The organism is Ignavibacteriales bacterium (assembly GCA_016709765.1).
Taxonomy (GTDB): Bacteria; Bacteroidota; Ignavibacteria; order Ignavibacteriales; family Ignavibacteriaceae; genus IGN3.
Genome location: JADJMD010000012.1, coordinates 429,230 through 452,431 on the forward strand (window position 1 = coordinate 429,230; position 23,202 = coordinate 452,431).

17 protein-coding genes are annotated in these 23,202 nt (G+C 32.1%); 7 read left to right on the forward strand and 10 right to left on the reverse strand.

The features are described 5' to 3' along the window. Window positions 1–259: 259 nt before the first annotated feature. Window positions 260–1,756, reverse strand: coding sequence for an SLC13/DASS family transporter (locus IPJ23_07775; protein ID MBK7630584.1), 1,497 nt, complete (start codon window positions 1,754–1,756; stop codon window positions 260–262). 159 nt (window positions 1,757–1,915) lie between these two features. Between IPJ23_07775 and gatB the strand changes: the two genes are divergently transcribed. Beyond that, window positions 1,916–3,352 carry an Asp-tRNA(Asn)/Glu-tRNA(Gln) amidotransferase subunit GatB gene (gene gatB, locus IPJ23_07780; protein ID MBK7630585.1) on the forward strand — a complete coding sequence of 479 codons (1,437 nt, stop codon included), beginning with the start codon at window positions 1,916–1,918 and terminating at the stop codon, window positions 3,350–3,352. A 158-nt stretch (window positions 3,353–3,510) separates the two neighbouring features. Then, window positions 3,511–4,455 (forward strand): signal peptidase I, encoded by a 945-nt coding sequence (gene lepB, locus IPJ23_07785; protein ID MBK7630586.1) that lies wholly within the window; start codon window positions 3,511–3,513, stop codon window positions 4,453–4,455. A gap of 305 nt (window positions 4,456–4,760) precedes the next feature. Here the strand turns inward: lepB and IPJ23_07790 are convergent, their stop codons facing one another. Beyond that, on the reverse strand, window positions 4,761–7,919 hold the full coding sequence (locus IPJ23_07790) for a TonB-dependent receptor (GenBank protein MBK7630587.1): 3,159 nt from the start codon (window positions 7,917–7,919) through the stop codon (window positions 4,761–4,763). A gap of 267 nt (window positions 7,920–8,186) precedes the next feature. On the opposite strand from IPJ23_07790, the gene IPJ23_07795 reads away from it, so the two are divergent. The 3 genes from IPJ23_07795 to IPJ23_07805 all read left to right on the forward strand — a co-directional run bounded on the left by IPJ23_07795 (window position 8,187) and on the right by IPJ23_07805 (window position 12,154). Then, window positions 8,187–9,410 (forward strand): alkaline phosphatase family protein, encoded by a 1,224-nt coding sequence (locus IPJ23_07795; protein ID MBK7630588.1) that lies wholly within the window; start codon window positions 8,187–8,189, stop codon window positions 9,408–9,410. A gap of 117 nt (window positions 9,411–9,527) precedes the next feature. Next, window positions 9,528–10,796: an insulinase family protein gene (locus tag IPJ23_07800; GenBank protein ID MBK7630589.1), complete on the forward strand. Its 1,269-nt coding sequence runs from the start codon at window positions 9,528–9,530 to the stop codon at window positions 10,794–10,796. Continuing rightward, on the forward strand, window positions 10,796–12,154 hold the full coding sequence (locus IPJ23_07805) for an insulinase family protein (protein ID MBK7630590.1): 1,359 nt from the start codon (window positions 10,796–10,798) through the stop codon (window positions 12,152–12,154). Before IPJ23_07800 ends, IPJ23_07805 begins: the two co-directional genes overlap by 1 nt. A gap of 13 nt (window positions 12,155–12,167) precedes the next feature. On the opposite strand, the gene IPJ23_07810 is transcribed toward IPJ23_07805, so the two are convergent. The 6 genes from IPJ23_07810 to truA form a co-directional block, all read right to left on the reverse strand. Beyond that, window positions 12,168–13,187 (reverse strand): hypothetical protein, encoded by a 1,020-nt coding sequence (locus tag IPJ23_07810; GenBank protein MBK7630591.1) that lies wholly within the window; start codon window positions 13,185–13,187, stop codon window positions 12,168–12,170. An 84-nt stretch (window positions 13,188–13,271) separates the two neighbouring features. After that, the gene (locus tag IPJ23_07815; protein MBK7630592.1) at window positions 13,272–14,054 is read right to left on the reverse strand and encodes an enoyl-CoA hydratase/isomerase family protein; all 783 of its coding nucleotides are present in this window, start codon (window positions 14,052–14,054) and stop codon (window positions 13,272–13,274) included. 9 nt (window positions 14,055–14,063) lie between these two features. Beyond that, the gene (locus IPJ23_07820) at window positions 14,064–14,663 is read right to left on the reverse strand and encodes a hypothetical protein (protein MBK7630593.1); all 600 of its coding nucleotides are present in this window, start codon (window positions 14,661–14,663) and stop codon (window positions 14,064–14,066) included. 21 nt (window positions 14,664–14,684) lie between these two features. Beyond that, window positions 14,685–15,143: a hypothetical protein gene (locus IPJ23_07825; GenBank protein MBK7630594.1), complete on the reverse strand. Its 459-nt coding sequence runs from the start codon at window positions 15,141–15,143 to the stop codon at window positions 14,685–14,687. A gap of 9 nt (window positions 15,144–15,152) precedes the next feature. Further along, a complete protein-coding gene (locus tag IPJ23_07830) occupies window positions 15,153–15,908 on the reverse strand; it encodes a 3-oxoacyl-ACP reductase FabG (GenBank protein MBK7630595.1) in 756 nt (251 codons plus the stop codon). Between the two features lie 2 nt (window positions 15,909–15,910). Then, window positions 15,911–16,639, reverse strand: coding sequence for a tRNA pseudouridine(38-40) synthase TruA (truA, locus tag IPJ23_07835; GenBank protein MBK7630596.1), 729 nt, complete (start codon window positions 16,637–16,639; stop codon window positions 15,911–15,913). 264 nt (window positions 16,640–16,903) lie between these two features. On the opposite strand from truA, the gene IPJ23_07840 reads away from it, so the two are divergent. Together IPJ23_07840 and IPJ23_07845 are read left to right on the forward strand one after the other, a co-directional pair. Beyond that, on the forward strand, window positions 16,904–19,960 hold the full coding sequence (locus IPJ23_07840) for a PAS domain S-box protein (protein MBK7630597.1): 3,057 nt from the start codon (window positions 16,904–16,906) through the stop codon (window positions 19,958–19,960). Between the two features lie 147 nt (window positions 19,961–20,107). Then, window positions 20,108–20,575 carry a PAS domain-containing protein gene (locus tag IPJ23_07845; protein ID MBK7630598.1) on the forward strand — a complete coding sequence of 156 codons (468 nt, stop codon included), beginning with the start codon at window positions 20,108–20,110 and terminating at the stop codon, window positions 20,573–20,575. Here the strand turns inward: IPJ23_07845 and IPJ23_07850 are convergent, their stop codons facing one another. Both IPJ23_07850 and IPJ23_07855 read right to left on the reverse strand, forming a co-directional pair. Further along, a complete protein-coding gene (locus tag IPJ23_07850; GenBank protein ID MBK7630599.1) occupies window positions 20,576–21,940 on the reverse strand; it encodes an NAD-dependent succinate-semialdehyde dehydrogenase in 1,365 nt (454 codons plus the stop codon). It lies immediately after the preceding gene. 24 nt (window positions 21,941–21,964) lie between these two features. Further along, window positions 21,965–23,197, reverse strand: coding sequence for a SpoIIE family protein phosphatase (locus IPJ23_07855; protein ID MBK7630600.1), 1,233 nt, complete (start codon window positions 23,195–23,197; stop codon window positions 21,965–21,967). Window positions 23,198–23,202 lie beyond the last annotated feature (5 nt).

The following is a 23,202-nucleotide window of genomic DNA, read 5'->3' on the forward strand; positions in this document are numbered from 1 at the left end:
CGGAACTGATTTAAAATTCCATTTGTACCCTTGTAGAGATGGAAAATAAGTAGATGCAGTTTGGGCAAAATGTGAGGCCACAGCTATCAGGAAAATTAGTATTGTATTTTTAATATTCATTCTGTAATGATTTTGTAAAATGGGTATTAGGCAGGAACAAATATAAGAAAAGTAAAAATCTATTGCATTAATAAATTGTTGGTAATTATGATCATTTTGTGTTTATCTAAAGAAATCCTTCGCAAATATTATATCCAAATTACTTCGCCCAGTTTGGAAAAGTATGTAAATCAAACAAAATTGTACCAATAAAATAAACGAAAACCGAAATTATGATTACGCTTAAAATGTTAAGCACAAATCCGGTTTTTGCCATATCTGAGATTCTCAATCGTTTACTTGCAAAAACAATTGTATTTGGCGGAGTTCCCACAGGCATCATAAATGCCATAGATGCAGAAAGTGTTGCGGCTATCATTAAAAGTAATGGATTTAATCCTATCGCAACAGAAACTGAAGCAAGAATTGGAAGTATCATTTGAGTTGTTGCGGTGTTTGATGTAAGCTCTGTGAGAAAATTAATTATTACACAAATAATTAGTATTAATACAAAAGTGGGGATGTTTGATAATCCACGTAAATTATTCCCAATATATTCTGATAACCCGCTTGAACTAAAAGCAGTTGCAAGTGCAAATCCACCGCCAAACAATAAAATTATTCCCCAAGGTATTTGCTCAAATACATTTGCCCCAAGAATTGTTTTTTGTTTTTCATCTTTGGACGGAAAAAGAAATAGTAAAAACGCCATTGTTATTGCTATTGTTCCATCATCAATAAATTCCGGTGTTGAAAATACTGAGGACCAACCAGTAATTTTTATAAATCCAAGATTTAAGTCAGTTCTAAAAATCCAGAGTAAAGATGTTATTCCAAAAACTATTGCAATAACTTTTTCGGAGTAAGAAAATTTTCCAAGTGAATTATATTCATTTCTAATAAAATCTTTACTGATATTTATTTTTTTGTTTGATTTAAAAAATACTTTCGATAAAAATAGCACGGTAATTATTAAAAGAATTATTGTGATTGGAAGACCCAACAGCATCCAATTTCCAAATGATATTTCTGGAGCATTTGGAAATGCAATTTTATGAATTCTCAACAAAGCAAGGTTTGGTGGAGTTCCAATCAAAGTTGCAATTCCTCCGATAGAGCACGAATATGCAATTCCAAGTAGAATAGATTTTGAAAACTTTTTAGTTTCTTCTTTTCCAAATTCATTTTCTATTTTAGTTATTACGGCAAGTGCTATAGGTAACATCATAACAGCGGTTGCTGTGTTTGATATCCACATAGAAAGAAATGCGGCGGATAACATAAATCCAAATAAAATTGAGTTTGCTGTTCCGCCAAAGATTGAAATGATTTTTAATGCTATTCGTTTGTGTAAGCCCCAATTTTCCATTGCGATTGCAAGCATAAATCCGCCAATGAACAAAAAGATGACTGAGTTTATGTATGAGGCAGAGATATCCGACCCGGAAAGCACACCAAAAACTGGAAAGAATACTAACGGGACTAATGATGTTGCAGCTAAAGGTACAGCTTCGGTAATCCACCAAATTGCCATAAGAATTGCAACTGCAGCAACTTTTCCAACGTTTGGGTTTTCCGGAGTTGGATTAAAAAAAATCAAAATTAATACGAAGGAAACTAATCCAAGTGTAAATCCAACTTTTTGTAATCGTTCCATAAAGCTATAGGTGAATAATTGATGTTGAAAATAATTATATCTAAAGTAATATAAAACCGTACGGCAAACTTTTCATCCATTTATCATAATAGAAAAATTTTGATCTTTCTATATAAAGTTCATCATCCATATATTTGCGCCCGTAAACAATATGAATTTATGAATACAAAATACGAAGCAGTAATAGGTTTAGAAGTTCACACCCAACTTTTAACAAACTCAAAAATTTTTTGCGGATGTTCAACTAAGTTTGGCAATAATCCAAACAGTAATACTTGTCCTGTATGTCTTGGGCATCCGGGAGTTTTACCTGTTTTGAATAAAAAGGTTGTTGAGTTTACAGCATTAATGGGTTTAGCAACAAACTGTCGAATCAATGAGCGGTCTATCTTTGCAAGAAAAAATTATTTCTATCCGGATTTACCAAAAGGTTATCAAATTTCTCAGTACGAAGAACCAATATGTGAAAACGGATTTATTGAAGTTAACCCTAAAGATTCTGAATCTAAAAAAATTGGAATAACTAGAATCCATATAGAAGAAGATGCCGGAAAATCTATACACGATCAAAGCTCTGCAACTTTGGTTGATGTGAACAGATGCGGAGTTCCTTTGATGGAAATAGTTAGTGAACCAGATATTCGAACACCAGAAGAAGCATATTTATATTTAAGTAAAATTAAACAGATTGTTCAGTATCTCGGAATTTGTGATGGAAACATGGAAGAAGGTTCACTTAGATGCGATGCAAATATTTCAGTGCGATTAAAAGGTGAAGAAAAGTTTGGTGTTAAAACTGAAGTTAAAAATATGAACTCATTCCGTAACGTTGAGCGCGCAATTGAGTTTGAAGTTAAAAGACAGATTGAAATGATTGAAGATGGTGAAACAATTGTTCAACAAACACTTTTATGGAATGCTGATGCTAATGAAGCACATCCTATGCGCAGTAAAGAAGAAGCACACGATTATAGATACTTTCCTGATCCCGATTTACTGCCCGTAATTGTTGATGAGAATTGGAAATCCGAAATCGCAAAAAGTTTACCAGAATTACCAGATGCAAAACAAAAAAGATTTATTTCAGATTATTCACTTTCTGTTTATGATTCAGAAATTTTAACCCAAACAAAATCGCTTGCTGAATATTATGAAAATGTTATTTCGGTAACTGATGATTACAAAACTGCTTGTAATTGGGTAACAAGCGAAGTTCTTGCAGTTATTAATGAAAAGAAAATTGATATTTCGGATTTCACTGTAACACCGTTAAATTTGGGTAAGCTGATTAATCTTATAAAAGATGGAACAATAAGCGGTAAAATTGCTAAAGATATTTTCCCGGTAATGATAGGAAGTAATTCCGATCCCGAACAAATAGTAAAAGAAAAAAATCTTGTTCAGATCTCTGATACTTCTGAGATTAAATCGATCATAATAAAAATTATTACTGCAAATCCAGCACAAGTTGAAGAATACAAAGCTGGAAAAGAAAAAGTTTTTGGATTTTTTGTCGGACAGGTGATGAAAGAATCAAAAGGGAAAGCAAATCCAAAAATTGTTAATGAGATTTTACTAAAAGCATTATCAACTTAGCCAGGACTTATCTGCCGAGTTGCAGGTTTGTCATTTCCACGAAAGTGGGAATCCATTTTTTTTATTAGTTTAGGATTCTCGTTTTCAAGGGCATGAAAGACAGTAGCAAATTTTTTAGAGTTAATTTTAAGATTTAATCAAAAAACGGAGAAACCAAATTGTCATTTCAGGAAAAACTGAAAAACTTTTTTAAGAAAAAAGAAAAGCCTAAACCAACTACAATTGCCGGTAAGATTGCAGAGTTCTTTAAACAGTTAGGATTTGCAGGAATAGCCGCTTTATTTATTATAACATTTATTATACAAAACACTCGAATCCCGACAGGATCTATGGAGGACACAATTCTTGTTGGAGATTTTGTTCTTGTAAATAAGTTTATATATGGATCAAGTTCACCTCGATATATTCCATTTACAGAAGTGGCGCTTCCATTCTTTACTCTTCCGGCATTAAAAGAACCTAAAGCAAAAGATATAGTTGTATTTGAATATCCAGGAGATCGAGATCAGCTTGAACCAACTGAAAAAAATGTGAACTATGTTAAAAGATGTATCGGAACACCGGGCGACACAATTGTGATTAAAGACAAAGTAGTTTTTGTAAATGGAAAAGAATTTTGGAAACCACCATTTATTAAATATTACCGCGGACAGTATGGCAGTTATCTTAGACCTGCTCCGGAAGGATATACAGAACCAAGAATTTTTCCTAAAGGAATGCAATGGAATGAAGACAATTATGGCCCACTAGTTATACCTAAAAAAGGGATGACAATTCCACTAAACATTTATAACGTAGAACAATGGCGAACTATTATTGATAGAGAAAACGGTAAAAGAGTTGTCGAACTTAAAGGCAATGCAGTTGTGGTTGATAAAATTCCGGTTTCATCCTACACGTTTAAAAAAGATTACTACTTTATGATGGGTGATAATAGAGATGATAGTCTGGATAGCCGTTTTTGGGGCTTGGTCCCTCGCGATGCTGTAGTTGGCGAAGCGTTTATTACCTTATTTTCATGGGATAGAGAAATTCCATTTTCAGAATTGTTTAAATTATTAGGCTCTATTAGACCTGATAGAGTTTTAAAATTACTGCACTAAAAAATATTTTCAATTAATTTATTTTTATAAATCCAGTTTCTATTATAGACTGGATTTTTTATTTATACTTAACCATTAGTCTTAATATTTTAAAAGAAAACTTTAACCACAAATAACTCAAAGGATGTACAAAGGTCTATGTATCAACTAAGTTTGCTCTTTGTGTTCTTAATGACGCTTTATTTTGAATTCTTTTGGTTAAAAAATCTTTCCTAGTTTACAATTTGATTTCACGGAAAACATTAATGGAATAATAAAAAAGGCGATCCGAAGATCGCCTTTTAATGTAAGAATAAGAATGCTTATTAGAATGAGTATCTCAATCCTAATTGCATCTGCCAGCGTGATAATAGATCTGAAGGTGACCAGGCTGTATTAGTGGCTGGTTTACTAAATCTATAAACTGGTTTGCCAGTTGCTGGATCCGTGCCATTTAAAGTTACGATAGTATAAGTATCTTGAGGAGTTGTTTGAAACCATCCCCATTCGCTATTAACCAGGTTGAAAACGTTTATGATATCAAGAGACAATTCAAAACGTCCAATTCCTTGTATACCTAATGATTGAGAAATGCGAAGATCAAGATCATCATTCCATGGATTTCTTGCAGCATTTCTTTCTGATATCTGACCTTTGTTTCCTGATAAGTATTCATCATTCTCAATAAATGCCATTAAATCAGCTTTCTGTCCTGCGTTTTCTACATAAACGCCGCCTGTAACAGCACCAACCAATATATCGTCAGCACTAGCAGGGATAAAGAAAAGATCATTTCCATTTAGCCCATCATTATTCAAATCTCCGTTAACGGTATATGAGAACGGACGACCGGATTGAATATTGTAAAATACAGATACTGTTGTTGGTGAATTAGCAAAAAATTCTTGCGTATATGATGCAGAGATGAATCCTCTATGTCCAAGATCAAAACTAGATGTGGTCAATGGTGGATCATTTGGATTATTGTATATAGGATTGTATCTGATTTGTGATTGTGCCTGTGAAGACAATACACTATTAACATCTTTAGAAACACCATATGTATAAGCTGTATTAAAAGATAAGCCAAGAGGTACATTTCTTTGCAGTTGAACAGTAAAGTTATATTGATATCCCTGATCTGTATTCTTTAATAATAGTACATCGAAGAAGTTATTATACGATTGTGTACCACTGTATCTTGTTCTGTTTTCACCAGGAATAGTTGTTGTATTTTGTCCTAAGTTTAATTTTTCATAAATCAAATCATTAATTGCTTTAGAATACATAAACTCAACTGTTCCAATCATATCCAACGGTAATTGTTTATCAACACCTAAATTCGCTCTTAATATTTGAGGCCATTTGAAATTTGGGTCAACAAGATCAATTTCTGATCTTAAATTAGGAGCACCTGTTCCAGGATCACCAACACCTGGTTGATTGTATGGATCAACAGAAAACCCAACATTACCACCAGTAGCCTGGTTAACTTCAGCAATAAGTTTACCTGAATTACCATAATTGTTTGACATCCAAACATAAGCTGGTCTGCCGGTAAATACTCCAACACCACCACGAACCTGTAATGTTCTATCACCCATAACATCCCAGTTGAAGCCTAATCTTGGGGAAAACATTACGTTTCCGTTAGGGACATCCCCAGTTGAATAGCCAGGGAAGTATTTTGCAACTGAATCATTATATGCAGGTTCTGTTGGCAGAAATGGAATATCAGCTCTAACACCAAAAGTTAATTTAAATTTAGGAGCAACCGTCCATTCATCCTGAACATAAAAACCAAGCTGATTTACGCTAAATCTAGCTGATGGTTTACCACCACTTAGATCTTGTGCAAATTGTCTTTGATAATAACTTGGGGTACTATTTGCAAGATCTGTTAAGGTATTAAATTCATAATATCCATAAAATGATCTAACAAATAAATTTCTAAAAGTGAAAAACTCGTTGTGAGTTCCAACAGTCAGAACGTGGTTACCAAGGTATGCAGAAAAGTTATCTGATAACTCAAAAACATCCTGGTCAAGTTCGTTTGCCGATGAAAATCTATCAGGACCTGCAATTAAAATTGCATCTTCTTTTGTAACTCTAACTTCAGGAGTTTTATCTGTAATACCAGATCTTCTATCTCTTATAGATGTAAAGCCAAGAATTAATTCATTTGTTAAATTATTACCAAAATTACTATTTACTTGCAGTACAGTAGAGTTAGTTATATTTCTAATTCTGTAGGCAAACGTGTTAAATGATAATGAGTTATTAGAATTTCTGCTAGCTAAAATATCGTTATATGCAGAAACAACATTATGTCTTAAAGTAAGTTTATGATTTTCAGATTGGTTAAGATCTAATCTGAAAAAGAATTTTTGACTTGGCTGCTCAACTGTTGAGGCACCGTAAGTACCTGGATCCATGCCCTTGCTTAGTAAAATTTCAGAAAATCTTCTGGCTAATGAATCGACAGTTGATTTACCTGTAACTAAAGATATATTGCTTAATGGTTGATCTTTTCTGGTTATTTCACCATTTGCAAAGAAGAATAGTTTATCTTTAACAATTGGACCACCAAGTCTGAATCCAACTGCATACTCCTTAAAATCAGGATATTTTTGTTCATCAGTTGTAGTAGCAGGATCATCAGTGATAAATGCACCCTTCCCAACTAAAGACTGATTTCTTCCATATCCAAAAATTGAACCGGACCATTTGTTAGTACCACTTCTAGTGATTGCATTAACACCACCGCCAGTAAAGCCGCCGTATCTAACATCATAAGGAGCAACAATAACTTGAAATTCCTGTATAGCATCAATACTAATAGGAGTTGTACCTGCTTGTCCACCAGGAGCACCTGTTGCACCGAGACCAAATAAATCATTGTACTGTGTACCATCAATCTGGATATTGTTATAACGATTGTTTCTACTCGCTATAGAACTGCTGTTCCCATTAGCTTGTGGAGATAATTTAGCAAAATCACCGAAGTTTTTACCAATTGAAGGAACTAATTCAATATCTCTAGCAGTAACATTTTGTTCAGCACCGGTTCTATTGTTAGAAAGAATAGCATTCTTTTCACCAACTACGGTTATGTCACCAAGCTCAAGTGCTTCTTCATATAAAGTGTAATCTAATTTTATATTTTGTCCCAATTGAAGCATCTGACCTTCAAAAATCTGTGGTCTGTATCCTACAAATGATACAGTAACTTTATAAGGACCACCAGTTCTAAGACCGTTAAGGTTATATTTTCCATCTATACGTGAAGTAGTTCCATATTGTGTTCCTGATGGAGTATGAACAGCAATAATATTAGCACCCGGTAATGGGTCGCCTTTCGAGTCAACTACCATTCCATTCATAGCTGCTGTGGTAACGCCTTGTGCAAATGCATTAGTTTGCATAAGAGTAAATGTTATAAGCAACACTACGAAAAATGATAGCAATGTATAACGATTGATCATATTTTCTCCTTGAAATAATTTAAGGGATAGTGCATTTAGGATAAGTTTAATAGTAAATTTTTTTTGCATAGCAAAGAATCAATAAAATGTACAAGAAATATCAGGGTAAACAATTTTTTATGCAAGTTTAGTTTGGATTTTTTTTAAAATTAATATTTTGTTAATATCTATTTAATGCTTGCTTTTAATATAAATTTTATTTTTGAAGCTAAATACAGTTTTTTACCAAGAAATTTATCATTTTTGAAGAAAAAAAAAGAAAATTATATGAAAAAGTTATCCCCAATTAAAATTCTTGCCTTTACAATTTTCCTTAACTCCATATTGCTTTTTGGGCAACAAACAAACTATACTATACTTGTATCTTTGGATGCTTTTCGATGGGATTATTCTGATAGAGGATTAACGCCTAATTTAGATTATATATTAAAAAATGGCGTTCATGCATTATCACTACAACCGTGTTTCCCTTCAAAGACTTTTCCTAGCCATTATTCTATTGTAACAGGAATGCATCCGGAAAATCACGGAATAATTGCGAACGATTTTACTAACCTATTTACAGATCAAAGATATACTTTGTGGGATAGCATTGCTAAAAATGATGCAAAGTGGTATAAAGGAGAAGGTATCTGGGAAACTGCAAAAAGACAAGGCGTAATGACAGCTAGCTATTTTTGGCCTGGTTCTGAAGCAAATGTTGATTATAGAAGACCGGATTATTCTAAAAAATTTATTTATACAACACCGTATGATCAGAGAATTAATGGTGCAATGGAATGGTTGCAGCTTCCTTACGAGAAGCGACCTCATCTTATTATGCTCTATTTTGATGCTACAGATACTTGTGGACATAATTACGGACCAAATTCCAAAGAAGTCGATCAAGCAATTGCAATGGAGGATAGTCTTATTGGGAAACTGTTTTTAGGATTGCAAAAATTAAATTTATTGGATAGCACGAATATCATAATTGTTTCAGATCATGGAATGACTAAACTAAGTCCAGAACGAGTAATAAATATTGACGAACTGCTTTCAGAATTTAAATTTAAAATATCAGACAAAGGACCTATGATGTTTATATATCCGGAGGAAGATCAAAAAAATGCTGTTTATCAGAAGTTAAAAGACTCTGAAAAAAATTATAAAGTTTATTGGAAAAAGGACTTTCCTGATTATTTGCATTATAAAAATAATCCACTTGTAGCAGAAATTATTGTTCTAGCAGATTTAGGTTACAGCTTGTTTAATACTCAAGATATTGAGAAGTATTCAAAAAAATTTCCACTTGGTAATCACGGATATGATCCAACAAATATGGACATGCAAGGAATATTTTATGCTATCGGTCCTGATTTTAAAAAAGCATTTTCAACTGGAACAATTAATAACATAGATATTTACCCGTTACTAGCAAAATTACTTTGTATCTTTCCGAACGTTAATATTGATGGAAAGCTTGAACGAATAGAGTTTTTATTAAAATAATTGTGAATTATCGTAGAGCAGACTTTAATCCGCAAACTGGGAAATTCTAAATATCACAGACTAATCCGCGACGGCGAACAGTGTTACAAAATCACTTGAATTAGCAGAAAGAAAAAATTGAATCATCTAAATCTTGATTGCATAAAAGGAAAACTAACAAACGGACTTGAATATATTTTATATCAAGATAAATCAGTGCCGCTTGTTTCGGTAAACATTTGGTACAAAGTCGGATCAGCTTATGAAACAATGGGTAAAACCGGCTTAGCACATTTATTTGAACATATGATGTTTCAAGGTTCGGAAAATGTTCCAAAAGAAATGCACTTCCGTTATATCCAAGAAGCTGGTGGAACTTTAAATGGTTCAACATCAACAGACAAAACAAACTATTATGAAAAACTTCCTGCTAATTATTTAGAACTTGCACTCTGGCTTGAATCAGATAGAATGGGATATTTTTTACCTGCTTTAACTCAAGAAAAACTGGATAATCAAAAAGATGTTGTAAAAAATGAAAGATTGGAACGATATGACAATCAGCCTTATGGATTAGCTTGGGAATTAATAAACACAAATTTATATCCGGAAAATCATCCATATAGTTGGTCAACAATAGGATTCTTAATAGATATTGAAAGTTACACACTTGATGATGTAAAAAACTTTTTCAAGAAATACTATGCTCCAAATAACGCCTGTCTTGTAGTTGCCGGAGATTTTGAAAAAGATAATGCAGTAAAACTTATAGAAAAATATTTTGGCACAATTGAACCATTTGAATCGAATCATAAACCTGAATCAAATAAAGTAACTTTAGAAGAAAATATTTTAATTGAGCATAGAGATAATGTTCAGCTTGATAGAATTTATCTCGCCTGGCATTCAGATTTAATTTTTGGGAAAGATGATTCCTCTTTAGAAGTTGCAGCGGATATTTTAACTGGTTCCAAAAATTCTCGTCTTTATAAAAAATTAGTATTTGATTTACAGATAGCACAGGATGTTACAGCTTTTCAATATTCCGGAAAATTTGGCGGACAGTTTATGATCATTTCAACCGCTCAACCAGGGATTAAACTTGATGAGTTAAAAAAAATAATTTTGGATGAAGTGAGTAAATTTTCATCTAAAGATGTTACTGATAGCGAACTGGAAAAATCTAAAAACGGAATTAAAGCGCAGTTTGTGTTTGCAATGCAAAATCTTGATACTGTTGCCGATTATCTTAATCATTATAACTATTATTTGAATGAACCAAATTCCTTTTCTCGCGATCTTGAACGCTACAACAATGTGGATAAACTTTCAATACAAACTGCTGTTAAAAATTATCTGACAAAACCATTTGTAGAACTTCGTATCACACCCAAGAGAGAATTATAATGCTAGATAGAAAAAATAAGCCTGAATCAAAATTAGAAATTAGTTTCAATCTTCCTCAGCCAACAGAATTTTTCTTGGACAATGGATTACGAGTAATATCCATCCAGAAAGATAAGCTTCCAATAGTAAGATTAAACCTAATGCTTAATGCTGGCAGCAAATATGACCCTAAAAATAAAAATGGATTAGCATACTTAACCTCGCTTGTTATGGATGAAGGTGCAGATGGATTAAATGCATTACAATTAAGTGATGAATTTGATATGCTTGGTTCAAGCTTCAATATTTCTACTGATAATGATCTTATAAATCTAAGCCTGCAAAGTATTTCAGAAAACTTTGAAAGATCAATAGAATTATTCAGTAAAGTTTTACTTAAACCATCTTTTTATAATGATGATTTTTTGAGAGAAAAAAAGAAACTAATTTCAAGAATAATTCAAAGTAAAGATGAGCCTGAATATTTAGCTGATCAAATTTTTGATATGATTGTTTTAGGTAAATCAAACAATTACTCATTTCCTGTTTCCGGATATGAAGAAACTGTAGCTTCAATTTCAGTAGATGAAATTAAAAATTATTATCAAAATTATTTCTTCCCTTCAAATGCTGCTTTAATTGTTGTAGGAAATATAACGCAAAATGATCTTTTGCGTTTGCTTAACAAATATTTTTCTAACTGGCAAAATGTTCAGAAAGATATTTCATTTTCTGCAACATCAAATAATCCAGACAAAAAAATATATTTGTATCATAAAGAAGGATCTGTTCAAACCGAAATCCGCGTTGGACACATAACTGAAAAAAGGAATCAAAAAGATTTTTTTCAAAGATATTTACTTAATACAATTTTAGGAGGACAGTTTACAAGTAGAATAAATCTTAATCTGCGCGAACGAAACGGATACACTTACGGAGCAACGTCTAGATTTCAATATTTTAAGGATACAGCTTTTTTTGAAGTTTCAACTTCTGTGGGAATTGAAAACACAGCTAATGCAGTAAGAGAAATTCTTTTTGAATTGGATAATATTCGTAATGGAGTCGGTGATGTTGAAGTTGAATTTGCAAAATCTTCTATCACAAAAAAATTTCCGCTTAACTTTGAGACTTATCGGCAGATCGCTTCAGGCATTGCCGGAAAAATATTATATAATCTACCGGACAGTTATTTTGAGACCTATATTCAAAACGTAAATGCTGTTTCAAAAACAGAAGTAGATAAAGCAGCTAAGGATTTTATAATAAATGATAAACTTACAATCGTTCTTGTGGGTGATAAAAATTTATTGATTAATAATCTAAATGAAATGAAAATTGAGATTGTAGAAGTAAACTTGTTTGGGGAAGTAATATAATTATTTTATGAAATCATCTCTTAATAATTATATCACCCGGATAAATAAATTTGTAGCCAATTTTTCTGTATGCAGGAATTAGTGTTGAGATAGTTATGAATTCCTCAGCTTTAACTAATAAAACTTTTTCATCTTTCTTTTGAACAGATAACATAAAATCTTGAAAATTATCAGCGATATTGATACTGTTAGAATTTAAAGTTCCCAATTTAGCTTTTGTAATAATCCTTATTCCCCTTTTTTTAAGCTGTTCTTCTATATATGGATATTTTTTTGATGCATACAAATCAGATTTTTCATCGACTATAAAAAAAGCAGCAGAATAAAATGTTCCTACAATCTCTTTAATAGATCTTACTATTCTGTCATCAGAATAATTACTTGCAAGCTTATAATCCAATTCATCTATGTCATCATTCAACATTAAGGCAAAACGCTTTCCTGCTTTTGATAAAACTGATAAATGTTTCTTCGAATCAGAATTTGGAATTAACGCACAATAAAATAATTCGGGTGTTTTCAAAAAATTATTCAACAATTTATCATCTTGTAATGGCAAATCGGAGACAAGAAATGAAACAGTTCCAAATTCACGAATAACGTTTTCATCATAAAAAAACTCAACAGCAAGTTTTAATTTATTTTCTGACGACAGTTTTAGAATTGACTTTTTACCTGCTACAATTTCTTCTGCATTAAGTAAAACGTCATTTTCCCAAAAAATATTTTTTAATTCAAGAAGCAATAAATGGATTGGAACATCTTTTGGGCATTTGACTGAGTACGATGCGAATAGAGAATCCCCTGAATTTTTTTTTAATTTCTTTTTTAATATCCAATTGTCAGAAAATCCAAAGTTCATAAGCGCTGAATGAAATGATTTATCAATCTCAATTCCAGAAAGTGTTTTCCTATTATTAGGCTGCTCATCTTTATTAATATATTTCGTAATAATGATGTTGCTAAAAAGAAGGAGTACAACAATTCCAAACAGAATTAGAGCAAAATTTTTTGGTAGGGATGATTTAGTCATTTGAGTTCAAGATTAAGTTCAATGTTGCCTGCTGATAATTCTGTTTAATGCACCACTTTGAACAATTAAAAATTTTATTCTAATTTATTTATGTATAAAAACTGGTTTTCTTTTTTCTAAAAAAGCTTGCGTTCCCTCTTTAAAATCTTCAGTACCACAGCAGAGTGCAAACATAGCGGCCTCCATATTCTGTCCTTCGTGTGATGATACTTCATCAACTACTTTAATAGATTTGAGAGCAAACCGAATTGCCTGCTGTCCTTTGCTTGCAATCTTAGCAGCCATTTCAAAGGCTTTACTTTGTAATTCACTTTGCGGATAAACTTTGTTTACTAATCCCATTCGTAATGCTTCAGAAGCATCAATCATATCTGCAGTCAAAATCATTTCTGCTGCTCTACCGGAATTTATCAGTCTTGTTAATCTTTGTGTGCCGCCGTATCCCGGAATTATACCAAGATTAACTTCTGGTTGACCAAATTTTGCGTTTTCACTTGCCAATCTTATATGACATGCAAGTGCGAGTTCACAACCACCGCCGAGAGCAAATCCATTTACTGCGGCTATTACAGGTTTATCAAATTTTTCAATCATTGAAAAAACAGACTGACCAAATTCCGCAAACTTTTTTCCATCCAGCAGATTTAGCTTATTAATTTCGGAGATATCAGCACCCGCAATAAATGCTTTTTCACCGCTTCCTGTTAAGATCACAACAAAAATATTATCATCAGTTCTTAACTTCTCAAAAGCTTGTTGCAGTTCTGTTAAAGTTTCGTGATTAAGAGCATTTAATTTTTCAGGACGATTTAAAGTTAGAACAGCAATGTGTTCATTAACATCTAGTACAAGATTTTTGTAATTCATTTATATCTCTTAAAAATTTATATATAAGGGTATTCTTACTTTTAGATCAATAGAAATAAATTGATTAGAAGGCATATAATTATATGATGCTAACAGTTCCATCATAAACATCGAAATACCCGCGCCCACGCTTAATCCAAACTTACTTTTGTCATCAAGAAAATTGTTTTTACCGGAATTTTGATCAAACTCATTTAATGTTTGATAATATGTATAATTTGCAGAAGCTTGAACAATTGGCATAAGTAAAACAATATTCTCTAAAAGGGGTGCAAAATAATATCGCATTCCAACATTTACCGGAAGAGCATTTGTATGAAAATTTGAATAATCTGTTTCTTGAAAATAATTCTGTGAACCAGGATATTGTTCATATCCAATGTTTGCAAAAAGGAAAACCGGAAGAAATTCATTATCAGTATACGAAAATTCAACATTCACTCCATAACCAATATCAGTTGTGTTCGCAAAATCACCAATAGGCATTCGTGGTCCAACTCCAAACGCAACAAAAAATCCGGTGGCTTTGCTTGATGGAGGTTCTCCAGCATAACTAGATGAAGTAAGAATAAATGAGGCTATGAATAAATATTTAATTGCTTTAATCATTTTAAAACTTGATAATATAATTTAGTTATTATCTATATTCGGTGAACTTGAATTAAGTATAACCTGCTCAGCTAATTTGCCGCCGTAATTACCGGCTTGATAAACAAAATAGCCTCCTAATAAAGACATTACAAAGATAACTATTATTAAAATACGATTAAGTTTTTTCTTAACGAATAGAAAGTATTTTATGACCAATAATATAGAATAAAACCAAACAGTTAAATTTGCATAAGCTTGATGATTGTTAAAAATTTCCTTGCCTTCATTCGTCCAATTTTTTACAAGTTCAAATGCTTGATTACCGGAAAGCACTGCAAACAAAGATCCAATCACACCGATTGTTAAAAAAATAACCGATAATTTAGAAAAAAAATCTTTACCGGATATTATAAAAAGTAATTCAATAATCGGATACAACAATAAAAATGCTATCGGAAAATGAACAACTTTGGGATGTATGCTAGCTAAAAATTCCATAATAATTTTTTATCCAACTAAAACTGAGCCGCCGTTAACGTTTAATACTTCTCCATTTATGTGTCTTGATAAATCAGAGGCGAGAAAGATAACTGGACCTGCAATATCATCTGCAGTGGCTATTCTACCTATTGGTATTTTTTTCAATTCTTCGTCAAGATTTTTTTTATTTGATAAAACACTTTTAGACATATCGGTTAAAACCCAGCCTGGAGCAACACTATTTACATTTATATTAAAGGGACCAAGTTCAGCTGCAAGTGATTTTGTAAAAGATATCATTCCGCCTTTAGAAGCGGCATAGTGCGAGTAATTTGCTTCACCACGCTGACCTGCAGTTGATGATATATTAATAATCTTGCCATATCTTTTTAATTTCATAAAGCGGCTAACGATTTGTGTAAATAAAAATGTAGATGTAAGATTTGTTTTTATAGTTTCTTCCCATTCAGAAAGTTTCATCTTTGTAATTTTGCCTTCTTTCCAAATACCGGCATTATTAACTAAAACATCAATTCTTCCAAAATCTTTTAAAACGGAATTAACAGTACTTTTAATTTCATCTTCATTGCTAATATCAACCTTGTATGCTTTACATTTAGAAATTTTTGAAAATCGTTTTTCTAATCTGGCAGCTAGCCCGGGATTAGAGTTGTATGTAAACGCAACTGCAGCACCCGCCATACAAAAATACTTAACGCAGGCTGCACCAATCCCTTTTGAGCCACCAGTAATTAATATTTTTTTAGAATTTAGATTGAACATTTTCAATACTCCACTTTATATAAAAATAATCCTTTAGCAGAAACAGATTCAAAAGCTTCTTCCCGGTTTTGTGATTTAAAAATTCCGTTAATAAAAGCTTCTGGATCATTTTGATCTTGTGCCTTTAATAATGTGCCGGTAATTGTTCTTACCATTCCGTGCAAATACCTGTTTGCTTGGATCGTGAACAAAAATAGTTCACTTTTTTTGCACCAAAATGCTTTATACACTGAGCAATTTTTGTTCTCAATATCTTCATTTTTTTTGCTGAAAGATGTAAAATCTTTTTCACCAAGTAAGAGATTGCTAAGTATATTTAATTTTTGTAAATCAATTTTACGCGGATAAAAATATGAATAATTCTTATAGAATGGTGATCTGTTTTGTGAGATTAGATACAAATACTTTCTTTTTTTTGCATCAAATCTGGCGTGAAATTCTAAGTCAACTTCATCCATTGAAGAAACAACAATATCTAATGGTAAAACCGAGTTAAGTGAATGTTTAAATCGATAAATATCAATATCCGTTTCCGTTCTAAAATTTGCTACTTGCCCTAACGCATGCACCCCTGAATCAGTTCTTCCTGAACCTATTAGGTTAATTTTTTCTTTTAGTACAACTTCAATTGCGTCGGTAATCTTTTGCTGGACTGTTTCGGAGTTCTTTTGGATTTGCCACCCAGCGTAGTTTGTCCCATCATACTGTATAATTAGTTTATAGTTTTTCAAAAACTGATATCTTGAGTTGTTAATTTGAATTGTAAAGATAACCCTCAAACTAAATTATAACAATTAGAAAATGATTTTGACTGTTCAATTTAGCTAAGAACACATAAGTTTTTAATCAAAACTTTCTTCTAAACAATTAAAAAATCTTCTTATCTTAACTCGTAAGATTATAATGAAATTTAATTCTATCTTTACAGGATTATTTTAAGTCATATGAAAATCGTATATAAATATTTTCAGTATCAAAGAACGAATAGTTAAAAAATGCATAATGCTAATTATGAGAAATATCGTTCTCTTTATGAAAATCATCCATTAATTCATATCACTATTAATTATGAATACCAAATCACATCTGTAAATGAAAATGGCGCACGTGAATTAGGTTACACTGTTGGTGAATTAATAGGATCATACATTTCTGATTTATTTACCCCGCAAGATTCAAAAAAGCTTGAAAAACAAATTCAGTCTGCTCTGTTAAATCCTAAAAAACAATCTTCCCACGAGATGAAAATGGTTCGTAAAAATGGGCAGGAGTTTTGGGTGAGAGAAACTATTTACACGTCAAACGAACAAAATAAGGCAAAGGAAATATTTTTTGTATTTGATAATATCACTTTTCAAAAAGATGCAGAGGTTAAAGCCAAAAACCTAGCTCAAAGTTTGCAGAATATGTTGGATGCCTCGCCGTTGGGAGTTCTTGTTTACAGACTGGATGAGAATAATAATTTGATTCTAATTACTACTAACCAATCCGCTGTTAACATTCTTCAAATAGATATTTATGCTTTAATATCAAAAAAAATTCAAGAAATCTTTCCAGGACTTGTAAAAGATAGCTTAATAGAGAAATTTATTTCAGTTGTTAATACTGGGCAGTCGCTACTTAATCAAAATTTATTTTATGAAGATGCTCACTTTAAAGGTGTTTATGAATTTTCTGTAATGAAATTATCAGAAAAAACTATTGCAATTTTTTTTACAGATGTAACTGAAAAACTAAAAGCTCTTAATTCCCTAAAACAAAATGAATTAAAATTTAAAACACTTTTTGAATCTGCTAATGATGCAATCTTTTTAATGAAAGAAGATGTATTTATTGATTGTAATGATAAAACCAAAGAAATGTTTAAAGCTGCAAAAGATGAAATCATTGGTAAAAACCCCTATCTATTTTCACCCGAATTTCAGCCCGATGGACATTCATCTAAAAGTAAGGCACAAGAGAAACTGACCAACGCACTGAGTGGAACTCCACAGTTTTTTGAATGGAAACATAAAAGATTGGATGGAAGCCAGTTTGATGCAGAAGTAAGTTTAAAACGAATTGAATTACAAAGTGAAATTTATCTACAAGCAATTGTCCGAGATATTTCACAGAGAAAAATTTCTGAACGAATAATTTCTGAGCAGAGAAGAGAAATCTCTACACTTATGAGTAATTTGCCGGGAATGGCTTATAGGTGTGCTAACAATATTAATTGGACAATGGAATTCGTAAGTGATGGCTGTTACGAATTAACCGGATATAGAAAAGACGAACTTATAAAAGATAAAGTAGTTAGTTATGCTAACTTAATCAATAAAGATGACCAATTGCTTGTGTATGAAGCTGTTCAAAATGCCATTAATAATCACGAACAGTTTACGATGTTATACCGTATAACCACCTGGCAAGGACTTGAAAAATGGGTTTGGGAGAAGGGTTGTGCCATTTATAATGATAAGGGAGAGGTTATTTGCCTTGAAGGATTTATAACTGATATAACAGAAAGAAAATTAGCGGATGAAAAAATAATTATTCTTGCTCATGCATTAAAAAGTGTATCAGAATGTGTTTGTATTACTAATATGCGTGATAAAATTATTTTTATTAATAAATCTTTTAGTCGTGTTTATGGTTATTCGTTAGCAGAACTTGTTGGTAAACCAATTACATTTGTCCGTTCAGAAAAGAGTGATCCTGCAGTAGTAAAAAAGATATATCCCGAAACATTAGCCGGCGGATGGACGGGTGAGCTTATCAACAAAAGAAAAAATGGAGAGGAATTTCCAATACATCTTTCCACTTCATTAATTACGGATGATTCAGGAAAACCAGTTGCACTTGCAGGTGTTAGCCTTGATATTACAGAATTAAAAAAGAATGAATCAGAGTTAATTGTAGCTAAAGAAAAAGCAGAACAGGCTTCCCGATTAAAAAGTAATTTCTTTACCAGTATTAGTCATGAACTTAGAACGCCATTGGTAGGCATTTTAGGATTTGCCGAAATTTTACGAGATGAAATTAAAAAACCGCAATTTTCAGATATGGCAGAAATGATTTTATCAAGCGGTAAAAGATTGATGGAAACTCTCAACTCTGTACTTGATCTTTCGAAAATTGAGGCAAATAAACTTGAATTGAAATACTCAGAAGTAGATCTAAATATTTTTGTGGATGAAAACCTTAAACTGTTTAAGTCAATCGGGGCTAAAAAAGGCTTATCAGTTCTTGCAAAAAAATCAAAAAAAGATGTTTATGCTTATGTAGATGAACAATTGTTATTCCAGATTCTTAATAATCTAATTAGTAACGCTATTAAATATACACATAATGGTACCATAACGATTGAAGTGAAAATTATTAATAAAGATAAAAAAGATTTTGCATCTATAACTGTTATGGATACCGGAATTGGTATCAAAAAAGAAAATTTAAAAAATATATTTGAAGAATTTAGACAAGTTAGCGAAGGGCTAAGCAGACAATTTGATGGCACCGGACTTGGGCTAACCATCACAAAAAGATTTATTGAATTAATGTCTGGCAAAATAATAGTAAATAGTCAATTAGGAAAAGGATCAACATTTGAAGTGTTGTTCCCATTGCATCAGTTTAAATTAAAAAATGAGTTGAATGGTTCGGTTGAACAATTAGATTCTAATCCCGAAAAAGATTTTTCACACAGTGATTTACCAAATATTTTAATAGTTGATAATGATGAAGCTAGCCGAGATATAATAAGATTATTCCTTAAAAATATTTGCAATATTGATTCCGCTGAATCCGGAGAAAAGGCCATTAAACTGGTTAAGACAAAATCTTACAAACTTATTTTTATGGATATTAATCTGGGTAAAGGTCTATCGGGAATCGAAACCACACAAAGAATAAAAAAGTTCAGTAAATACAAAAGCACTCCAATCGTTGCCTTAACTGCATTTGCTTTGACAGGCGAAAAGGAAGAATTTTTAAGTATAGGCTGCACACATTACCTTTCAAAACCTTTTATGAAAAAGGACCTGCTGGAGTTAGTTAAATCTATTCTCTTTTAGCAATAGTTACACGCTATTTATTTTTTTTTGATTAAAAACGCATTAAATTTTTTAAAAATAGTGTAAACTAACTATTTACTTTAATTACAAATAAGCCTTAGTTAGTTATTATAATCCATTTTAATAACCCATTTTTAGGGGAAAGTTATGAATCATTACATACATAACGATGTTGTAATTACGGAAAAAGAATTGTTAAGTGAGATTGTTAATTTAAGAGAAAAAATTTCTGACCTGGAGTCTGATAGGAGAAACCAGAGAAAGATTGTTAATCAGTACAAAAGTATTTTCCCAAAAATTACTAACCCAATGTTTCTTACAGATGTTTCTGGAAAGATTATCGACGCCAATTCTGAGTTTATTCATTTTTTAGGGTACTCACTTTTTGATTTAAGAAGAATGAGCATAAAATCTATTATTCCAATGGAACTTCATGAAAATGAAACAAAAATTTTATTAGAAGAACTTCAAAGAAATATACGAATAAACTCCCGTTGTAGCGTATACTTTAAAATAAATGGTGAGAAGGTTGAAGTAGATCTGGAAGTGATTGCAACTTTTGATGATTACAATAATTTCGATGGCATTACAAGAATTATAAAAAATATTTTATAATTATTTTACATACACTGTTTTGATGTTTACGAATTCCTTTATTCCGAATGGAGAAAGTTCCCTTCCGTAACCTGATTCTTTTATTCCGCCAAATGGTAATCTTGGATCAGATTTAACAAAATCATTTACAAAACAGCAACCCGCGTTTAACTTTTCTTTGGCAATTAGCTCTCCCCTGTTGGAACTTTTTGTAAAAATTGCAGCGCCTAAACCAAAAATGCTTTTATTAGCAAGCTTGATTGCGTTATCTTCATCTTTTGCTTTTATTAATGCTGCTACAGGGCCAAATAATTCTTCCTCAAAAGCAACCATACCCGGCTTGACATTTTTTAATATTGTTGGTGAATAGTAAGCCCCTTCCATATCAGGAATTGTTCCGCCAAGAACCAACTCAGCACCTTGCTCAATACTTCTTAAAACTTGAGCATGCAATTCATCTCTAAGCTGAATGCTTGCTTGTGGTCCTAAATCATTTTTCTCATCAAAAGGATCGCCCATTTTTTTCTTTGACATCAAATCCAAATATAACTTTTCAAATTCATCGTAAATACTTTCTACAATAATAAATCTTTTAGCTGCAATACAACTTTGCCCAGCATTTATCAAACGAGACGTTACACAAGACAATGCAGCTTTCTCTAAATCAGCATCTTCAAGAATAATGTATGGATCACTTCCACCTAATTCCAAAACAGTTTTTTTGATTAAACTTCCCGATAGTGAAGCAACTGATTTTCCTGCAGGAACACTTCCTGTTAGTGTTACGGCCTTAACTTTTTTATTTGAGATTACTTCATTTACATTTTTTGAAGTTACCAATAAAGTTCGAAAAAGATTTTCAGGAAATCCTGCTTTTCTAAAAACATCTTCTATTGCTAATGCGCAACCGGAAACATTTGAAGCATGTTTTAATAATCCTGCATTGCCAGCCATTAAATTTGGGGCAGCAAAACGAAATACCTGCCAGAATGGAAAATTCCATGGCATAACTGCTAGTATCACGCCAAGTGGTTGAAAAGAGACAAAACTTTTTGTGGCTTCCGTTTTGATTATTTCATCATCTAAAAATTGTTCTGCACTCTCGGCATAATAATCACAAACCCATGCGCACTTTTCAACTTCTGCTCTTGATTGTGTAATGGGCTTTCCCATTTCCATTGTCATCAACACAGAATATTCTTCAGAGTATTCCCTTAGAACTTTTGCAACATTCTTCATTAATTCTGAACGATGGGTAAATAAAGTTTCTTTCCAACTTGTAAATGCATTATCAGCCGACGAAATGATTTGCGATAATTCCTCACTGGACATTTCATTGTAGGATTTAATCTCTTTACCGTTTGCCGGATTGATTGATTTTAGCATACTATTAATAAGATTGTTTTTGGTTTACGATGTTCTTTTTATTACCACAATTGTTTTATCATCAGTGTAAGATCCATTTGTAGAAAAATTTATAACATCTTCTAATATCCCAAGAGCTATCTCTTTAGGAGTTTTATCCTTAAGTTTTTTTATCATAGACATCAATCGTTGCTCGCCGTAAAATGCAAACTTTGAATTAGCCGCTTCGGTAACTCCATCAGAATATAAAACCAGAATATCGTTTAGATAAATATTAATGTTTTCAACAAAATATTTTGATTGTGGTGCGGGCCCTAAAACAGGTCCAGTTGGATTAAGCAGTTCTATTTTATTTTTTGCGCTTTTATAAAACATTGGCGGATTATGTCCGGCGTTTGCGTATAGAAATAACCCATTCTTATAAGTAGAAAGCTCACCATAAAATAAAGAAGTAAATTTATCATCCTCAAAAATCTTATTAACAAGTTCATTCATTCGCTTTAAGATTAAAGAAATTTTGATCTCAAAAGTAGTAGCCATTCTAAGGGCACCGGAAACATACATTGCCTCGGCAGCAGCAGCAACACCTTTACTTGCTGCATCACCAATAGTAACTCCGATTCTATCGTTGTTATCACCAATATCTAAATAATCAAAGAAATCTCCGCCAACAATTTCTGCGGGATCAGTAATACCATAAATATCAAAATGATGAAATTTATATTCATGCTCAGGTAAAATACTTTTTTGCAGTTGTCTCGCTTTGTCAATATCTGCTTTTAAGAGATTAGCACTTAAAGAAATTTTTCTTTGCTTTATTTGCGATGTTAATGCAGTTGCAATAATGCTTAGATTAATTCTTAGCTCGTCATCAATATTTTTAGAGTTTAGAGCCAGAACATATTGATAAAATGGTTTCCCATGTAATTTAGATTTATGTCCAACACCAGAAGCAGAATATTTAAAGATACCTTTTTTTCTCAAGGCTTCAATTGTTTCATGTCCAAGAATTGTTCTAGACTGTGCAAGCTGCTCAAATACCGGATATTCTAATGCCCGAATAATAAAATCCTTTTCGATCTTTTCCATTTTGCCGGTTTGATAAAGCAGTTTATAACCTTCTTTCTCAGGATACAACTTCCAGATTCTGCCACCTGTAAATCCAATTGCCGGGTCGTGTACTATTTCATTAATTACTGTAGTAAGCATCTCTTCATCAGAGACAAATTTTTGTGATGCTATTGTTTCAACAGTTTTATGTAATTTTTTTTGATTCAAAATTT

What these genes read in the sequence shown, in the direction of transcription:
- IPJ23_07775 (MBK7630584.1), bottom strand. Translation starts at nt 1,756, where the DNA reads ATGGAACGATTACAAAAAGTTGGATTTACACTTGGATTAGTTTCCTTC.
- gatB (MBK7630585.1), top strand. Translation starts at nt 1,916, where the DNA reads ATGAATACAAAATACGAAGCAGTAATAGGTTTAGAAGTTCACACCCAA.
- IPJ23_07790 (MBK7630587.1), bottom strand. Translation starts at nt 7,919, where the DNA reads ATGATCAATCGTTATACATTGCTATCATTTTTCGTAGTGTTGCTTATA.
- IPJ23_07795 (MBK7630588.1), top strand. Translation starts at nt 8,187, where the DNA reads ATGAAAAAGTTATCCCCAATTAAAATTCTTGCCTTTACAATTTTCCTT.
- IPJ23_07805 (MBK7630590.1), top strand. Translation starts at nt 10,796, where the DNA reads ATGCTAGATAGAAAAAATAAGCCTGAATCAAAATTAGAAATTAGTTTC.
- IPJ23_07810 (MBK7630591.1), bottom strand. Translation starts at nt 13,187, where the DNA reads ATGACTAAATCATCCCTACCAAAAAATTTTGCTCTAATTCTGTTTGGA.
- IPJ23_07815 (MBK7630592.1), bottom strand. Translation starts at nt 14,054, where the DNA reads ATGAATTACAAAAATCTTGTACTAGATGTTAATGAACACATTGCTGTT.
- IPJ23_07820 (MBK7630593.1), bottom strand. Translation starts at nt 14,663, where the DNA reads ATGATTAAAGCAATTAAATATTTATTCATAGCCTCATTTATTCTTACT.
- IPJ23_07825 (MBK7630594.1), bottom strand. Translation starts at nt 15,143, where the DNA reads ATGGAATTTTTAGCTAGCATACATCCCAAAGTTGTTCATTTTCCGATA.
- IPJ23_07830 (MBK7630595.1), bottom strand. Translation starts at nt 15,908, where the DNA reads ATGTTCAATCTAAATTCTAAAAAAATATTAATTACTGGTGGCTCAAAA.
- IPJ23_07840 (MBK7630597.1), top strand. Translation starts at nt 16,904, where the DNA reads ATGCATAATGCTAATTATGAGAAATATCGTTCTCTTTATGAAAATCAT.
- IPJ23_07845 (MBK7630598.1), top strand. Translation starts at nt 20,108, where the DNA reads ATGAATCATTACATACATAACGATGTTGTAATTACGGAAAAAGAATTG.
- IPJ23_07850 (MBK7630599.1), bottom strand. Translation starts at nt 21,940, where the DNA reads ATGCTAAAATCAATCAATCCGGCAAACGGTAAAGAGATTAAATCCTAC.